This window comes from Brevibacterium otitidis, from assembly GCF_042429315.1.
In the GTDB taxonomy this organism is placed as follows: domain Bacteria; phylum Actinomycetota; class Actinomycetes; order Actinomycetales; family Brevibacteriaceae; genus Brevibacterium; species Brevibacterium otitidis.
In genome coordinates this window covers 1-15,762 of record NZ_JBHMAU010000062.1, presented here as the reverse complement: position 1 = coordinate 15,762, position 15,762 = coordinate 1, and the positions used below count along the sequence as shown (strand labels likewise).

14 protein-coding genes are annotated in these 15,762 nt (G+C 67.8%); 11 read left to right on the top strand and 3 right to left on the bottom strand.

Annotated features, from left to right (window positions below; genetic code table 11):
- Positions 1–81: 81 nt before the first annotated feature.
- Positions 82–750, top strand: a complete 669-nt coding sequence (locus tag ACFFN1_RS09515; RefSeq protein ID WP_376840479.1) for an HAD family hydrolase — start codon at positions 82–84, stop codon at positions 748–750.
- Between the two features lie 27 nt (positions 751–777).
- Here the strand turns inward: ACFFN1_RS09515 and ACFFN1_RS09510 are convergent, their stop codons facing one another.
- On the bottom strand, positions 778–1,503 hold the full coding sequence (locus tag ACFFN1_RS09510) for a GntR family transcriptional regulator (RefSeq protein WP_376840478.1): 726 nt from the start codon (positions 1,501–1,503) through the stop codon (positions 778–780).
- A gap of 128 nt (positions 1,504–1,631) precedes the next feature.
- Here ACFFN1_RS09510 and ACFFN1_RS09505 point away from each other — a divergent pair, with 128 nt between their 5' ends.
- From ACFFN1_RS09505 to ACFFN1_RS09495, 3 genes are all read left to right on the top strand, one after another.
- Positions 1,632–3,008 carry a glycine--tRNA ligase gene (locus tag ACFFN1_RS09505; RefSeq protein ID WP_376840477.1) on the top strand — a complete coding sequence of 459 codons (1,377 nt, stop codon included), beginning with the start codon at positions 1,632–1,634 and terminating at the stop codon, positions 3,006–3,008.
- A gap of 47 nt (positions 3,009–3,055) precedes the next feature.
- Positions 3,056–4,363: a YibE/F family protein gene (locus ACFFN1_RS09500; RefSeq protein WP_376840476.1), complete on the top strand. Its 1,308-nt coding sequence runs from the start codon at positions 3,056–3,058 to the stop codon at positions 4,361–4,363.
- Between the two features lie 134 nt (positions 4,364–4,497).
- Positions 4,498–5,811: an aminotransferase-like domain-containing protein gene (locus ACFFN1_RS09495; protein WP_376840475.1), complete on the top strand. Its 1,314-nt coding sequence runs from the start codon at positions 4,498–4,500 to the stop codon at positions 5,809–5,811.
- A 2-nt stretch (positions 5,812–5,813) separates the two neighbouring features.
- Here ACFFN1_RS09495 and ACFFN1_RS09490 read toward each other — a convergent pair whose 3' ends face one another.
- Complete coding sequence (locus ACFFN1_RS09490; RefSeq protein ID WP_376840474.1) at positions 5,814–7,268, bottom strand: L-lactate permease; 1,455 nt, start codon at positions 7,266–7,268, stop codon at positions 5,814–5,816.
- A gap of 28 nt (positions 7,269–7,296) precedes the next feature.
- Between ACFFN1_RS09490 and ACFFN1_RS09485 the strand changes: the two genes are divergently transcribed.
- The 3 genes from ACFFN1_RS09485 to ACFFN1_RS09475 all read left to right on the top strand — a co-directional run bounded on the left by ACFFN1_RS09485 (position 7,297) and on the right by ACFFN1_RS09475 (position 9,113).
- Positions 7,297–7,611 (top strand): hypothetical protein, encoded by a 315-nt coding sequence (locus ACFFN1_RS09485; protein ID WP_376840472.1) that lies wholly within the window; start codon positions 7,297–7,299, stop codon positions 7,609–7,611.
- 201 nt (positions 7,612–7,812) lie between these two features.
- Complete coding sequence (locus tag ACFFN1_RS09480) at positions 7,813–8,832, top strand: MFS transporter (RefSeq protein ID WP_376840493.1); 1,020 nt, start codon at positions 7,813–7,815, stop codon at positions 8,830–8,832.
- Complete coding sequence (locus ACFFN1_RS09475; protein WP_376840471.1) at positions 8,829–9,113, top strand: hypothetical protein; 285 nt, start codon at positions 8,829–8,831, stop codon at positions 9,111–9,113. Before ACFFN1_RS09480 ends, ACFFN1_RS09475 begins: the two co-directional genes overlap by 4 nt.
- 19 nt (positions 9,114–9,132) lie before the next feature.
- Here the strand turns inward: ACFFN1_RS09475 and ACFFN1_RS09470 are convergent, their stop codons facing one another.
- The gene (locus tag ACFFN1_RS09470) at positions 9,133–9,738 is read right to left on the bottom strand and encodes a TetR/AcrR family transcriptional regulator (RefSeq protein ID WP_376840470.1); all 606 of its coding nucleotides are present in this window, start codon (positions 9,736–9,738) and stop codon (positions 9,133–9,135) included.
- A gap of 74 nt (positions 9,739–9,812) precedes the next feature.
- On the opposite strand from ACFFN1_RS09470, the gene ACFFN1_RS09465 reads away from it, so the two are divergent.
- The 4 genes from ACFFN1_RS09465 to dnaG all read left to right on the top strand — a co-directional run bounded on the left by ACFFN1_RS09465 (position 9,813) and on the right by dnaG (position 15,027).
- Positions 9,813–10,475 carry a GAP family protein gene (locus ACFFN1_RS09465; protein ID WP_376840469.1) on the top strand — a complete coding sequence of 221 codons (663 nt, stop codon included), beginning with the start codon at positions 9,813–9,815 and terminating at the stop codon, positions 10,473–10,475.
- Between the two features lie 87 nt (positions 10,476–10,562).
- Positions 10,563–11,744: a tRNA dihydrouridine synthase DusB gene (gene dusB, locus ACFFN1_RS09460; RefSeq protein WP_376840467.1), complete on the top strand. Its 1,182-nt coding sequence runs from the start codon at positions 10,563–10,565 to the stop codon at positions 11,742–11,744.
- A 2-nt stretch (positions 11,745–11,746) separates the two neighbouring features.
- Positions 11,747–13,033, top strand: coding sequence for a deoxyguanosinetriphosphate triphosphohydrolase (locus ACFFN1_RS09455; protein ID WP_376840466.1), 1,287 nt, complete (start codon positions 11,747–11,749; stop codon positions 13,031–13,033).
- A complete protein-coding gene (gene dnaG, locus ACFFN1_RS09450; protein ID WP_376840465.1) occupies positions 13,033–15,027 on the top strand; it encodes a DNA primase in 1,995 nt (664 codons plus the stop codon). The genes ACFFN1_RS09455 and dnaG overlap by 1 nt, the downstream gene beginning before the upstream one ends.
- Positions 15,028–15,762: the final 735 nt, after the last annotated feature.

The following is a 15,762-nucleotide window of genomic DNA, read 5'->3' as shown; positions in this document are numbered from 1 at the left end:
GTATAGACCATTTGCATGGCTGGGCTGAGCCGGGGCAGGATGAGCGGAGCACCCGCCCTGCAACCAGAAGAGACAGACCCGATGACCATCATCCCACCCGCCCCGGCGAGCAGCGTCTTACAGCAGCTCGAAACCGCCGCCGCGGTCCTGTTCGACTTCAACGGCACCCTGTCAGCCGATGAGGACCTGCTCGCCGCGATCTACTGCGATATCGCCGCCGAGAGCGGCATCGAGCTCACGGCCAGGTCCTACGAAAGCGACTTCCTCGGCCTGTCCGATCCCCAGATCGCCGCCGCGCTCGCCGCCCGCGCGGCCGCCGGCGCACACCCAGTCACGCCCGAGCAGATTGCCGCCCGGATGGCCGAAGCCTACCTCGCCGCCGTCGCGCAGTGTCCGCGGATCGCCGCCGAGACCTGCCGGCTCGTACGAGCGCTCGCCGGTGCAGGAGTGCCCGTGGCGGTCGTGACCGGCACCTACGGCCGGCTTGTCACCGGTGCCCTGCAGGCGGCCGGGATCGAACAGCACTTCGCAGGTGTCGTCGCCTGTGAGGACGTCACCGTCGGCAAGCCCGCGCCCGAGGGGTTCCTCACCGCCGCCCGGCAGCTCGGGGTCGCAGCAGATGAGCAGGTGGTCGTCGTCGAGGACTCGGCACCGGGCCGGCAGGCCGCCGAGGCGGCGGGCATGTCCGTGCTCATGGTCGGCGGCAGCGGACTCACAGTCGCCGACATCGGCGCAGCACTGATAGAGTGAGCGCTGCCTGCATGCGCACGAACGATTTCAGCCGGCGTGTGAGGGAGTGCTGACGGTGATACGCAGCCGGTCGGTGCGCAGCGTGTCAGTGGAGTACTCGATCGGGATGCCGGCTGTTGTGAACGAGGTGCGCACGAGCCTCAGCACCGTCTGCGCGGCACCGATCTGCAGCAGCTTGCCATCGGCTGAGCCGACCACCTCGGTTGTCAGCGCCTCGGTCTTCGACACCGCAGCCTGGCCGAAGGCCTCGGCGAGGATCGCATAGAGCGAACCGGTCAGGTCATATTCGAGCATCCCGGGCACAAGTGCTGCCGGGAAGCAGGAGTCCTCGACCAGGACCGGGGTGCCATCGACCAATCGCAGCCGGTGCACGCGCACCACCTCGGCGCCGGTGTCCAAGCCCAGGGCGGTCGCCGCCTCCGCCGACGCCGGCTGCAGACGGGCTGTCACCACCTCGGAGGTGACATCGCGACCGGTTTCGCTCAGCTGGCCCATGAACCCGCGCATCGACGACAGCTCCACCTCCGGCAGCTCCTCAGCGACGAAGGTGCCGCCGCTGCGCCCGGTGCGCCGGGAGATCCGGCCCTCCAGCTGCAGGGCCGCCAGCGCCTGGCGGACCGTCATCCGCGAAACGCCGAGCTGCTCGGCGAGCATCCGCTCAGCCGGCAGCCGGGCACCCGGTGCCCACGCACCGGAGGTGATGCGCTCACGCAGCTGCTCGGCGATGCGCATATGGGCAGGCAGCGAGGTCATGCTGTTAGTCATATCACGCTCAGGTCGCCGGTGTGATCCGCAGACGCGGCAGGTCGGCGGATTCGCTACCCTGGGAGCGGTACGAACAGCAGCCAGCCGTTCGCAGTCGACTCAAGGAGAGAGTTCACGTGGCTTCGACATTGGATTCCGTCATCACCCTGGCCAAGCGCCGCGGCTTCGTCTTCCAGGCAGGAGACATCTACGGCGGATCCCGTTCCGCCTGGGACTACGGTCCGCTCGGCGTTGAGCTCAAGGAGAACATCAAGGCCCTGTGGTGGCAGGAGTTCGTCCGCGGGCGTGAGGACATGGTCGGCCTCGACTCCTCCATCATCCTGCCCAAGCGCGTCTGGGAGGCCTCCGGCCACGTCGAGACCTTCGTCGACCCGCTCGTCGAGTCGCTGCACACCCACAAGCGCTACCGCGCCGACCACCTCATCGAGGCCTACATCGCCAAGCACGGCCGCGAGCCGGAGAACGGACTGGCCGACATCCGCGACCCGGAGACTGGCCAGGAGGGCAACTGGACCGAGCCCAAGCAGTTCTCCGGGCTCATGAAGACTTACCTCGGTGCCGTCGACGACGAAGAGGGACTGCACTACCTGCGCCCGGAGACCGCGCAGGGCATCTTCGTCAACTTCAACAACGTCGTCACCGCCAACCGCAAGAAGCCGCCGTTCGGCATCGGCCAGATCGGCAAGGCCTTCCGCAACGAGATCACCCCGGGCAACTTCATCTTCCGCACCCGCGAGTTCGAGCAGATGGAGATCGAGTACTTCGTCCACCCCGACGATGCCCCGCGGTTCTTCGACGAATGGGTCGAAGCCTGCTGGAACTGGTTCGTCGACCTCGGCGTCAAGGCGGAGAACATGCGCCGCTTCGACGTGCCCGACGGGGAGCGCGCCCACTACTCGGCTGCCACCATCGACATCGAGTACAAGTTCGGCTTCCAGGGTGGGGCCTGGGGCGAGCTCATGGGCATTGCCAACCGCACCGACTTCGACCTGTCGAACCACACCACACACTCCGGTCACAAGATGCAGTACTTCGACCAGGCCGCCGGCACCCGCTACACCCCGTACGTCATCGAGCCGTCCTTCGGCCTGACCCGGTCGATGATGGCCTTCCTCGTCGACGCCTACACCGAAGACGAGGCCCCCAACACCAAGGGCGGCGTCGACAAGCGCATCGTGCTCAAGCTCGACCCGCGTCTGGCCCCGGTCAAGGTTGCGGTGCTGCCGCTGAGCCGGAACGAGAAGCTCTCGCCGAAGGCCCGTGAGCTGGCCGCCACCCTGCGCAAGCGCTGGAACGTCGACTTCGACGACGCCGGGGCGATCGGGCGCCGCTACCGCCGCCAGGACGAGATCGGCACCCCGCTGTGCATCACCGTCGACTTCGACACCCTCGATGACAACGCCGTGACGGTGCGCCGCCGTGACGACATGAGCCAGGAGCGCATCGCCATCGACGAAGTCGTCTCCTACGTCGCCGGCGAACTGGGCGTCTGAGCGTCGTTCTCAGGCCCGCGGCGTCAGCGCGCTGACACCGAACCGCTATGCACTACATCGCAGAGACCCTGCCGCGAGCCTCACGACAGGCCTGGTCGGTCATGCTCGGGATGCTCATCCCGCTGGCCGTCCTCGCAGTCGTGGGGTTCGTGTGGCTGTGGCCCTCCTCCGAGGCAACCGACCGCTGGGACCCGGCGGCCCTGTCCGGCGACGCCGAATACACCTCTGGCACGGTCGAAGCGATCGACCTGGGTGCCTGCCCGGACTACGAATCGACCGGCTGCGGGGCGATCACCCTCAACACCGGTGATACGACCGGCACGATGTACGCCCCGCCCGAGGCGATCAACGCCGGCATCGCCGCCGGCGACCGGCTCAAGGTCATCGTCATGGACGACGCGCAGGTCGACCCGACCGCCGATGCGCTCACCGGCGGGGGTCAGGGACCCGGGGGTCAGGCCCCCGGCAGCGAGCAGGCCCCCGGCGGGGAGCAGGCCGCCAGTGGGGAGCAGGCCCCCGGCAGCGACCCGACGAACGAGCCGACCGCTGCCGACTTCGTCTTCGTCGACTTCGACCGCAACATCTCCCTCGGCGTCCTCGCCTTCGTCTACGCAGCCCTCGTCATACTCGTCGCCGGGCTCAAAGGGCTGCGCGCGCTCATCGGCCTGGCACTGGCCTACGCCGTCATGGTGTGGTTCATGCTGCCGGCGGTGATGGACGGCAGGTCGGCCGTGCTCGTCGGCATCACCGCGGCTGCGGTCATCATGTTCATCGTCCTGTACTTGGCACACGGGTTCTCAGCCCGCACGACGACTGCGCTGCTCGGGACCCTGTTCGGCATCCTCATCACCGGTGTGCTCGGCGCGCTGTGGACGACCTGGTCGAAGCTGGCCGGCATCTACACCGAGGAGACCTACATCCTCGCCTGGACCGACGGACTGTCGATGGCCGACCTCGTCGTCTGTGCGATCCTCATCGCCGGCCTCGGCGTGCTCAACGACGTCACCATCACCCAGGCCGCCGCTGTGTGGGAGCTGGCCGCCTCCCGTCCCGAGGCATCCCGCCGGGAGATCTTCACCTCGGCGATGCGGATCGGTCGCGACCACATCGCCTCAACCGTCTACACCATCGCCTTCGCCTACGCCGGAGGCGCGCTGACCGTGCTGCTGCTCGTCGCCGCCTCCTCCCGGCCGTTCCTCGAATCGCTCACGCTCGGCGAACAGGCGATCTCCGTCGTCTCCACCCTGGTGACCTCGATCGGCCTCGTCATCGCGATCCCAGCTACCACCCTCATCGCCGTGCTGGTGGTGCGCTCAGGGACCAGCGCGTACTCCGCTGCAGAGCCCGGAATCTGAGATAGGCTGTCATCCGACAGGCGCATCCACCTGCTGAGACGTATCCCCGGCTCGGTCCTGGATGCACTGCTCGAACCCCGCGCCAGACAGCGCTGTCGGCGCCGCACCGGACCCCGAGACGGAAGTGAGCACTGATGACTCCCGCATCGCACATGATGACCCAAGCGCCGGCAGACCCGGTTGTCACCACCACCGCCGACGCCGCCGTCGACCCGACGGCTGCGGTCAGGCAGCTCGGCGACGTGACGCTGCCACTGGCCCGCCGCACCCGCGGCTGGACCGGATCGGTCATCGATGCCTCCGTCTCCCTGCTGGCCTCGCGCACCAACGACATCGTCCGATTCGGCATGGGCGCGCCGGCCGAACAGGTCGTCCCGGCTGCTGACTTCGCCGAGATCCTCGGAACGATGACCGACCCGAGCTCCTACACCTACGGCCCGACCGAGGGCGAGACCGAGCTCATCAATGCGATCTGCGCATCCGAGGACCTCACCGGCCCGCGCACCGTCGACCCCAACCGCATCATCGTCACCAGCGGCGGGATGCAGGGCCTCGACCTGGCCTACAAGATGTTCGTCAACGACGGCGACCTCGTCGCCGTCGAATCCCCGACCTACACCAACGGCTCCTCCACCGCACTGAGCTACGGCGCCGAGGTGCTGCAGATCCCCGTCGACGACGACGGCATGGACGTCGAGCGGCTGGCCCGCGATGTCGCAACCCTCGGCCGCACACCGACGGCCATCTACGTCATCCCGAACTTCCAGAACCCCTCGGGTGTCACGATGAGCCTGGCGCGCCGCCAGCGGCTGCTCGAACTGGCCCACGAATGGAACAGCGTCATCATCGACGACGACCCGTACGGTTCGCTGCGGTTCTCCGGTGAGTACATCCCCAGCTTCGCCGAGCTCAGCCCAGACGACCCGCTGGTGTTCTCCGCACGGTCGTTCTCCAAGATCATCGCCCCGGGCCTGCGCGTCGGCTGGGTCGAGGTCGACCCGTCCATCCGCCAGCTGCTCATCAACGTCCGGCAGGCGATGGACGCCTCGGCCGCGGTGCCGAGCCAGCAGCTCGTCGCCGCCTATCTCACCCGCGGAGACTTCGCCGAGCACCTCGACATGCTGCGCACCGCCTACCACCGCCGCAAGGACGCGATGGTCGAAGCAGCCGCACAGCATCTGAACGGACGGGTGGAGCTCACCGATCCCGATGGCGGGTTCTTCCTGTGGGCCACCCTCATCGGCGATGCCGCCGATATCGACGCCCGAGAGCTGTTCGAGACTGCCCTCGATGAGGGTGTCGCCTTCATCCCGGGAGAGGCGTTCTCCCCGGCAGGCGAGTTCCGCAATGCGATGCGCCTGTGCTTCGCATCCTCGACCGTCGAGCGGATCCATGAAGGCATCGCCCGGCTCGGCCGTGCGATCGAGGTGCAGCTCGGCCGCCGCTGAGCTCACAGCAGCTGCAGCACCACACCGACGAGCGCTGCGGTGCCGAAGGCGGTCAGCAGCGACCAGATGAGCACGCTGCGCTCCATCTGGGCCAGCTGCACACCAGCTGGAGGAGCTGAACTGCCGTCATCGGCAGTCGAGGCCGCCAGACTGAGCGCCAAAGCCACACGCGGCGGCGTCGCCAGAGCGGCAAACGATCCGGCGACATTGCTCATCGCCACCGCCGGCAGCAGCCCGGTGCCGGTGGTGGCGGCCATCGCCCCGACCGTCGAGGCGAACATCGCGTTCGCCCCGGTATTCGACCCGGTCAGCACCGAACCGAGCGCAGTGAGCGCCGGTGCGAAGCCGATGCCGATCCGCGCCAGCCCGGCGCCGATCACCTCGGTCATCCCGGTGTCGGTCATCAGCCAGCCCAGCAGCATGAAACCGGCCGTGGCCACCCCGACCGGAATCCACGCACGCGCCGCGGCGCCCACCACCTCGGCGACGGGTGCCCTGGCAGCGAGCATGCGCCCGGCGACCGCACAAGCGATCGCCAGCCACACCGGCGGTGCGGACAGCAGCGCCGTCACCGGAGACGGCCACAGGGCCGCCGCACCGCTGGCGAGCAGCAGCCCGACGGTGAGCACCGCGTAGGGGAGCAGGGCCGGGGCCAGCCGGCCCGGTGACGATTCAGGCCGGCTGCGACGGCTGAAGAGACAGCCGGCGAGCAGGACGGCGATGACGAGCAGCGAGCCGAGCACACCGGCCAGGGGAGTGCCGATGAGCATGTTCGCTGCCAGGATGCCGCCCCACAGGCAGCCGGCGGCCGCGACGAGGCCGAGGAGACCCGGCAGGCTTTGCCACGCGCGGGTGAAGGCGGTCGTGAGCGCGCAGACGATGATGACCGGCAGGGCGTTCGCCCATGCCGAGCCGACACCGAGCTCCTGGAGGCCGAGCCCGGTCAGCTGGGCAGCGACCGCAGTGCCCGGTCCGAGCGCACCCCAGGGCACGGCGATGAGTCCGAGCAGACCGAGGAATGCCGAGGTGCGGATCGAGAATCCCAGCCTGCGCAGCAGTGGGATCCCGGCGGTCAGCCCGATGCCGTAGCCGGTGACCGATTCGACGAAGGGCACCACCCCGAAGACGATGAGCCCGGCCCCGACGACCGGGTCGGGCAGCAGGCTGCGGATGCGCGCAGAGATCGTCTGCAGCGCCCCGATCGCCTCCAGCAGCTGAGCGAGCACCATCCCGAACAGCAGAATCGCCAGCACCTCGCCAGCGAGGGTGACGAGGTCGAGTGTCTCGGCGGCGGCCAGCTGACCGAAGTGCAGTGCGATACCCGGCGTCGCGATGGCGATGAGGGCGCTCAGCAGCGCCGCGCCCGCCCCGCTGAGGGCAGCGATGAGCGTGCCGCGGCCGGCCACGAGCACGGCCACGGCGACGGCGATCGGTACGATGCTCAGCAGTGTCGTCATACGTCAGGGAACGCTACCAGGAGGTCCGATGAGTGCCGTAGAAACTGAGCTCGCCGCACAGCTGGCTGCGATGGGCTGGTCGTGCACCAGGCACGGCCCCAGCCTCGTCTTCGAACGCGCCGGCACACAGACACCCGCGGCGGGTGGCGAGGACGCGGGGAGCAGCCCGGTGATCTTCTGGCGCGTATCGCCTGTCGAGGTGGCGACGCACTGGGCCGGTGGGCGCGTGAGGGGCGTCGGGCACCTGGCTTCCGTGCACGTGGCGGAGATGCTCGAGGTCTTCGACGGTGCGCGCGGCGAGCTGCGCGACGGGCCCGAGGGCTTCCGCGTCTATCCGATCTGATCGCCTGTCTGACTGCCCGGCACCATCGGTGCCGTGTCCGGATGCGGACTGGAATGCGGACGCGATTTCGCACAGCCGGGGCCCACTTGGTACATATAGCGGACGACTTCCAGCCGAACGTCCGCCGGTCAGCCTGCCGATGATCGCCCCGACTCCGCAGCCGCAGCCTCAGCCGCAGACCGGCCTGCTGCCGATGCTCCGCTGCGCCCGGCCGCCCGCCGCGCCATCGTCGCCTCCGTCATCGGCACCGTCATCGAATGGTATGACTACGCTCTCTACGGTGCCGCCGCAGGCCTGGTCATCGGCCCGCTGTTCTTCCCCGACTCGGTCTCCGGGGCAGGCCAGCTCTCGGCTCTGGCGACCTTCGCCGTCGGCTTCCTCTCCCGGCCGGTCGGCGGCATCGTCATCGGTCACATCGGCGACCGGCACGGCCGCCGCCCGGCGATGATCCTCACGATCGTGCTCATGGCGATCGCCACCGTGGCCATCGGCCTGCTGCCCACCGCAGCCGCCGTCGGCGTGCTCGCCCCGATCCTGCTCGTGATCTTCCGGTTCCTGCAGGGCTTCGGAGCCGGGGCTGAGCTCTCGGGCGCGACGACGATGGTCGCCGAATACGTGCCCGCCCACCGGCGCGGCTTCTTCACCTCGCTGGTGCTGGGCGCCCCACCGGCTGGCATCGTGCTTGCCACCGCGGCCTTCTTCCTCGCCTCCTCCGGCATGGCCGAGGAGACCTTCATGTCGATCGGGTGGCGACTGCCGTTCCTCGCCTCGGTCGTGCTGTTCTTCGTCGCGATCTACATCCGCGCCAAGCTCGAAGAGACCCCCGAATACACCTCGGCGATGGAGCAGCAGGCGGCCCGCGCGACCAAGGTGCCGCTGCTGGCGCTGCTCGCGACCGACTGGCGCGGCGTGCTCGCCGGGTTCCTCAGCCTCACCGGCCACAACGCACTCAACTACGGCATGGCCGTGTTCTCCATCGGCTATCTGGTGGGCACCGGGATGCCGCAGACCCACGCGCTCGGCGCGGTCACCCTCGGCACCGTCGCGGCGATCATCCTCACCCCGCTCGGCGGCAGCCTCGCCGACCGGTTCGGTGCCGGGACCGCATGGGCTGGGCCTCGGTCATCGGTGCGCTGTACTCCTTCCCGTTCCTGTGGCTGCTCTCACAGGGCACCTTCACCAGCGCTCTCATCGCCATCGCGATCGGCTACGGCTTCGTGATCTCCGGGACGTCCGGTTCGCAGGGGGCGTTCCTGGCCAATCTGTTCCCCACCCGCCACCGGTTCTCCGCGATGGCCCTGGCCCGGGAAGCCAACGGTGCGCTCATTGCCGGCTTCTCACCGGTCATCCTCGCCGCGCACGTCGCCTGGGCGAACGGCGCGATCACCGCTGCAGCCGGCTACCTGGTGGCCTGCTGCCTGCTGAGTGCGGCAGCGATCTTCCTGGCCTCGCTCGGCCGCCGCCGAGGCGCGGGCCGGGGCCGGGGGACCATCGCCGGCTGAGAACTGCCCTCCGCTCCGTTCACGAGGCGGGGGACAGGAGATCAAGCAGCTCGTCGAGCCGTGTGCTCACCTGGGCATCAGCGCCGAACACCACTCCTTCGACGGCCAGCCCGTCAATGGCAGAACGCATGAGGTGGGCAGTCTGCTCGTCACTGCCTGACAGCGCCGTCTGGTCATCAGGCGGCACGTCGCTGCCGCGCAGCAGCGCCACTGCCATCCGGGCGGCCCACAGCTCCTGATGCCAGAACCTGCGCGTGATCGCCTCCAGCTCTGTCGGAAGCGCAGGGTCGAGCAGGAACGCGTACCACACCGTGCACTCCAGCGTTCGCGCTTCATCGAGTGGCAGCAGCTCTGCCAACACCAACCTGGCCAGGTCTCGCCCTGACATCTGGCGTTGCGCCGCCTTCCGGATGCGCTTAACTGGGCGATCCGACAGCTCCGTCAGAGCAGCTGCGTGCAGCTCGGCTTGGCTCGAGAACCAGTGGCGCAGGGCGCTCGGGGACATCTGGGCACGGGCGGCGACAGCACGCACGCTGGCCGCGCTGAGACCGGACTCGGCGATGACCTGCCAGCAGGCCTCGATGATCGCGGCTCGGCGCTGGGACTGATCGACGATCTTCGGCATATCACTTTTGTAACACACCTGTACTGCAATGGGGTACAGTACAGGTGTACTGTTATCTGACCGTGAGGATCCCCATGGCATTCGGCACGCTCTTCGTTCTCGCTCTCATCGATGCCACAAGTCTCGGAACCCTGACGCTGCCGCTGTGGATGATGCTCAGTCCCCGCATTCGGCCGCAGGCCATCGTCACCTATCTGCTCACCATCGGCGCCTTCTACTGGGTGTTCGGCTGCATCCTGTTCTTCGGTGCCTATGCGGCCTTCGCCCGCATCAGCGGTTGGTCCGGACTCATCTGGATCCAGCTCATTGCCGGCGCCGGTCTGCTCCTGCTCGGAGTGCTGCCCACGCGCATCTGGGACAGGCAGATGACGATACTCAACCGCTTTCAGCAGCGAGCGGCCATGGGCAGCAGTCTCAGGCCGGTCATCATCCTCGCTCTCGTCGCCGGAGTCATCGAGGCCGCGTCGATGGTCCCGTACCTGGCGGCTATCGGCATCATGATCACCGCTGACCTGCCTGGGCCGCTGACATTGGCGGTCTACTGCCTCATCATGATCACCCCGGCACTCATCCTCCTCGGCCTGCGACTTGCCGCCGGACGCGGCCTCGAAGCGCCGCTGTCATGGCTGCAGAGGACACTGACCAAATATGCTGGAGCGACCGCTGCGACCGTGGTGTTCATCATCGGTCTGCTGCTCGCTGGCTCAGCTCTGATGGAACTCCGGATCATCGTCTGAACCTCGGTCCACATCCGCCAGTGCAGACTACACCGGTGGTCCACACCCGCCTCGGTCCCGGTTTGACTGTCTGGAGATAATAGGGTGGTGACGACCATGACCACGACCTCTCTGCAGACCACCGCCGCACCGGCGCTGCGCATCGGCAACATCGAGCTCGACTCGCCGGTGGTGCTCGCCCCGATGGCCGGCATCACGAACACCGCCTTCCGCCGCCTGTGCCGCGAATACGGCGCCGGGCTCTACGTCACCGAGATGGTGACCAGCCGCGCGCTCGTCGAACGCTCTCCCAAGAGCATGCGCATCATCCACCACGAGCCCTACGAGGTGCCGCGCTCCGTCCAGCTCTACGGCGTCGACCCCGTCACGATCGGCCAGGCTGTGCGGATGCTCGTCGACGAGGACCGCGCCGACCACATCGACCTCAACTTCGGCTGCCCGGTCCCCAAGGTCACCCGCAAGGGCGGCGGCTCAGCGCTGCCGTGGAAGCTCGACCTGTTCACCGACATCGTCACCACCGCCGTGCGCGAAGCCAGCCGCGGGGACATCCCGCTGACGATCAAGATGCGCAAGGGCATCGACGCTGACCACCTCACGTACCTCGACGCCGGCCGCATCGCCGCCGAGGCAGGCGTGGCTGCGATGACCCTGCACGGACGCACGACCGCCGACCTGTACTCCGGCACCGCCGACTGGGAGGCCATCGCCCGGCTCAAGGACCTCATCGGCGACGCCGTACCCGTGCTGGGCAACGGCGACATCTTCGCTGCCGAGGACGCCGTGGACATGATGGCCCAGACCGGCTGCGACGGTGTCGTCATCGGCCGCGGTTGCCAGGGCCGGCCGTGGCTCTTCGGCGATCTCGCCGCAGCACTCAACGGCAGCGATGAGCGCATCCGCCCGAACCTCGGCCAGGTCGCCGATGTCGTCTACACCCACGGTGTCTACCTCACCGAGTACTACGACGACGAGTTCTACGGCGTGCGCGACCTGCGCAAGCACATCGCCTGGTACTTCAAGGGCTACCCGGTCGGCGGGCAGGCCCGCCGCAAGCTCGCGATGGTCTCCTCCCTGGCTGAGCTGCTCGGACTGCTCGACGAACTCGACCGTGACGCACCCTACCCCGGTGCCGATGCCGAGGGCTCGCGCGGGCGCACCACCCGCCCGAAGCGGCCCCACCTGCCTGAGGGCTGGCTCGATTCGCGGGAGATGAACCCGGAGCGCTCCGCTGAGCTCGCCGAGGCCGAACTCGACGTCTCAGGAGGGTGAGGGTGGTCCAGACGCAACTCCAGGTGGCCGAGTACTCCGAGCACGACCGTCAGCGCTGGGTCGCCGAACCGGCGAAGAACCCGCGCCGCACCGACTTCCAGCGCGACCGGGCGCGTGTGCTGCACTCCTCGGGTCTGCGCCGGATGGGTGCCAAGACCCAGGTCGTCTCCCCAGGCACCGACGACTTCGTGCGCACCCGCCTGACGCACTCGCTGGAGGTTGCCCAGGTCGGACGCGAACTCGCCCGCTACCTCGGCTGTGACCCCGAGATCGTCGACACCGCCTGCCTCGCCCACGACCTCGGACATCCGCCGTTCGGCCACAACGGCGAATCGGTCCTCGACGAGGTCTGCGCCGACATCGGCGGTTTCGAAGGCAACGCCCAAACCCTGCGGGTGCTCACCCGGCTCGAACCCAAGGTCCATGCCGCAGACGGCACCCCGGCAGGGCTCAACCTCACCCGCGCCACGCTGGACGCGTGCACGAAATATCCGTGGCCGCGTGCGGAGTCACCGGTGGCGAAGAAGACCGGCTCACCGGTGACGAAGTTCGGCGTCTACGACGACGACCGGGCCGTCTTCGACTTCTTCCGCGCCGACCGCCCACTTGGCCAGCGCTGCATCGAAGCCCAGCTCATGGACCTGGCCGACGACATCTCCTATTCCGTCCACGACGTCGAGGACGCAGTGTTCTCCGGCCACCTCGACCTGTTCGCCTACCAGAACGATCACGCACTCGCCGGTCTCATCGACATCACCCGCGCCTGGTACCTGCCCGATGCCCGCGATGAGGACATCATGAAGGCGCTGTCCCGGCTGCAGGCGGCCAGCTACTGGCCGTCGGAGCCCTATGACGGGTCCCGTCGTGCCCAGGCCAGCCTCAAGCACATGACCAGCCAGCTCATCGGCCGCTTCGCCGGTGCGGCCGAAGCCGCCACCCGCGAGGAGTTCGGGTGGGAGCCGCTGGGCCGCTACGACGGCAACCTCGTCGTCCCCGAATCCACCCGCTACGAGATCGCGGTGCTCAAGGGCCTGGCCACCGTGACGGTCATGGTCGCGGAAGACCGTCTGCGTCTCCAGCGCATCCAGGCGCGAGTGCTCACGCAGCTGTGCGAGTACTTCAGTGAGCGGCCTGAGGACATGGAGCGGATGTTCTACCTCGACTATCAGGAGGCTGAGGACGACGGGCAGCGGCTGCGAGTTGTCGCCGATCACGTCGCCAGTCTCACCGACCACTCCGCCTGGGCGGCCTACCACCGGATGCAGGCCAGCGAAGCGAGCCTGCTGTAATGGCCGGGCTGATCCTGCGCGAGGACATCGACGAGGTCCGCTCTCGGGCGCGGCTCGACGACATCATCGGCGAGTACATCACGCTGCGCAGCGCAGGAGTCGGCAGCATGAAGGGCCTGTGCCCGTTCCACGATGAGCGCACCCCCTCCTTCCACGTCCGCCCGCAGGTCGGCATGTACCACTGCTTCGGCTGCGGTGAGAGCGGCGACGTCTTCACCTTCCTGCAGAAGATCGACGGGCTGACCTTCACCGAGGCCGTTCAGAGGCTGTCCGAACGCGTCGGTGTGCAGCTGCGCTACGAAGAGGGCGGGACCGGGCCGGACAAAGAGGCGATCGGCCAGCGCCAGCGGCTTGTCGACATGCACCAGGTCGCCCAGGCGTTCTTCACCGAATACCTCGGCAGCCCTGAGGCGCAGATCGGCCGGCAGTACCTCACCGACCGCGGCTTCGACCAGCAGGTCTGCGAGAAATACGGCATCGGCTTCGCGCCAAGGTCCTGGGACGCGCTGCTCAAGCACCTGCGCGGGCGCGGCTACAACACCGAGGACATCATCGCCTCGGGCATGGTCAGCCAGGGCAACCGCGGCATCTACGACCGGTTCCGCGGCCGACTCATGTGGCCGATCAACGACGTCACCGGCCGCACCGTGGGCTTCGGCGCGCGGAAGGTCTTCGACGACGACCAGGGGCCGAAGTACCTCAACACACCCGAGACTCCGCTGTACCGGAAGAACCAGGTGCTCTACGGCCTCGACATCGCCAAACGGGCGATCGCCCGCAGCAAGCGCGTCGTCATCGTCGAAGGCTACACCGACGTCATGGCTGCCCACCTGGCAGGCGTCGAACAGGCCGTGGCGACCTGCGGCACCGCCTTCGGCGCTGAGCACATCAAGCTCATCCGCCGACTCCTCGGCGACGACTCGGCGCACTCCGGTGAGGTGATCTTCACCTTCGACGGGGATGAGGCCGGCCGGAAGGCTGCCCTCAAAGCCTTCGAAGACGACCAGAAGTTCGTCGCCCAGACCTACGTCGCCATCGCCGAAGACGGTATGGACCCCTGCGATCTGCGGATGCAGAAGGGCGACGCGGCCGTTCGTGCGCTCATCGACTCGCGCAGACCGCTGTTCGAGTTCGCTATCGCCTCGACGATCGAGCGCTTCGACCTCGACACCGCGGAAGGGCGCGTCGGAGCGGTGCGCGCTGCCGCACCGATGGTCGCCGGCATCCGCGACAGCATGCTCAGGCCGGAGTACGAGCGCTTCGTCGCCGGTGCCGTCGGCATCGGCACCACCGATGTGCATACAGCCGTGCGCGCAGCCGGACGCAAAGCGGCGGCAGGTGCGTATGGGGGTGGGCAGCAGGCCCGTGACCCGCGCAGCCAGCACCCGCAGCAGCAACAGCGTCCTCAGCAGCCGGCACCGGGTCCGGGCGGACCGTACGGGGGTCCTGCCGGGCCGCCGCCGGGCAGTCCCGCCGATCAGACGGGTGCTGAGATCGCCGCCTACGAGCAGGAGTTCTCCGGCGCCCCGGCGAACACACCGAAGCTGCGGATCGAACGCGGCGCACTCCAGGTGGCGATGCAGCAGCCGCAGTACGTCAATGCGACGCTGTTCGACGGGCTCAACGGCAAGGTCTTCACGCATCCGGCCCACCGGGCGGTGCATCAGGCGATGAAGGACGCCGGCGGCATCCGCACCGCGATCACCGACCCAGCCAGCTGGCCGGAGAAGGTCCTCAACGCTGGTCCCGACCCGCTGCGCGGGCTCATCGGCGAACTCGCTGTCACCCCGCTGCCGGCCACCGACGGGCAGGGCGTCGAACGCTACTCACGCGGCATCATCGCCAGCCTGTTCGACGAGGACATGACCCGCATCGCCCGAGAGCTGCATTCCCGGCTCTCCCGCACCGACCCCAACGACCCGGCAGCGACGAAGCTGCTCGAACAGCTCCAGGTGCTTGAGCGTCAGCGGGCGCGCCTGCGGGCATTGATGTAACGAACTGTTCTGGTGGGGGGTGAACTGTTCTGGGTTTCGTTCTGTTCTGCCGATTGAATGAGCATTGGGTTATGCCAACTGTCTATTCCCAAGAGTTCAAGCAGTGGGCGTTGCGGTTGATCGAGGACCATCCGCAGGACGCGCGGTGTGCGCAGTGGCCGGCCGCCCAGGATGGGCTAATTGGGCGACGCCGGGTTCCGTAAAACGTCGCGATCGCGGACCGGATTGGAGCAAGCTGACCGACACTGACGGGAGCCTCGATATGCATGTTGCAGGAACATGACGAGGTCAACACCGTGTGCATACACTGGCACACCTACCACAGTCGCGGGGTAAGTCCGGGAGCTGTCGTCATGATCTGATGGATGGCTGCGGCACGCTTCTAATCCTGCTACGGCATCTCTGAGCTCGCCGAGAGAGATCCTCGATGTTCTTCGCATTCTCCACGCCACGCAGACGGCAATCGCTGTATTCTTATACACCTTGGCGTGCTTAGTGGTGATCTCGGCTCGCGTCGCCATCGACAGCCCATTCCCCATACCGTCCCAGGGTCCACCATTTCGCAGGCAAAAGTATGTGAGGCACCGAGGGTGATACGCGGGCGGTTTATCTGAGTCTCGTCGCCATATTGGGCTCTTCAGAGTTGAGTGTGGGCACGCCGATCGGGCAAGGGTGCTGGGGATAAGCATCGAGGTCCCTGATGATGAGCGGACATCTACCCGCGCTGATCTCAAG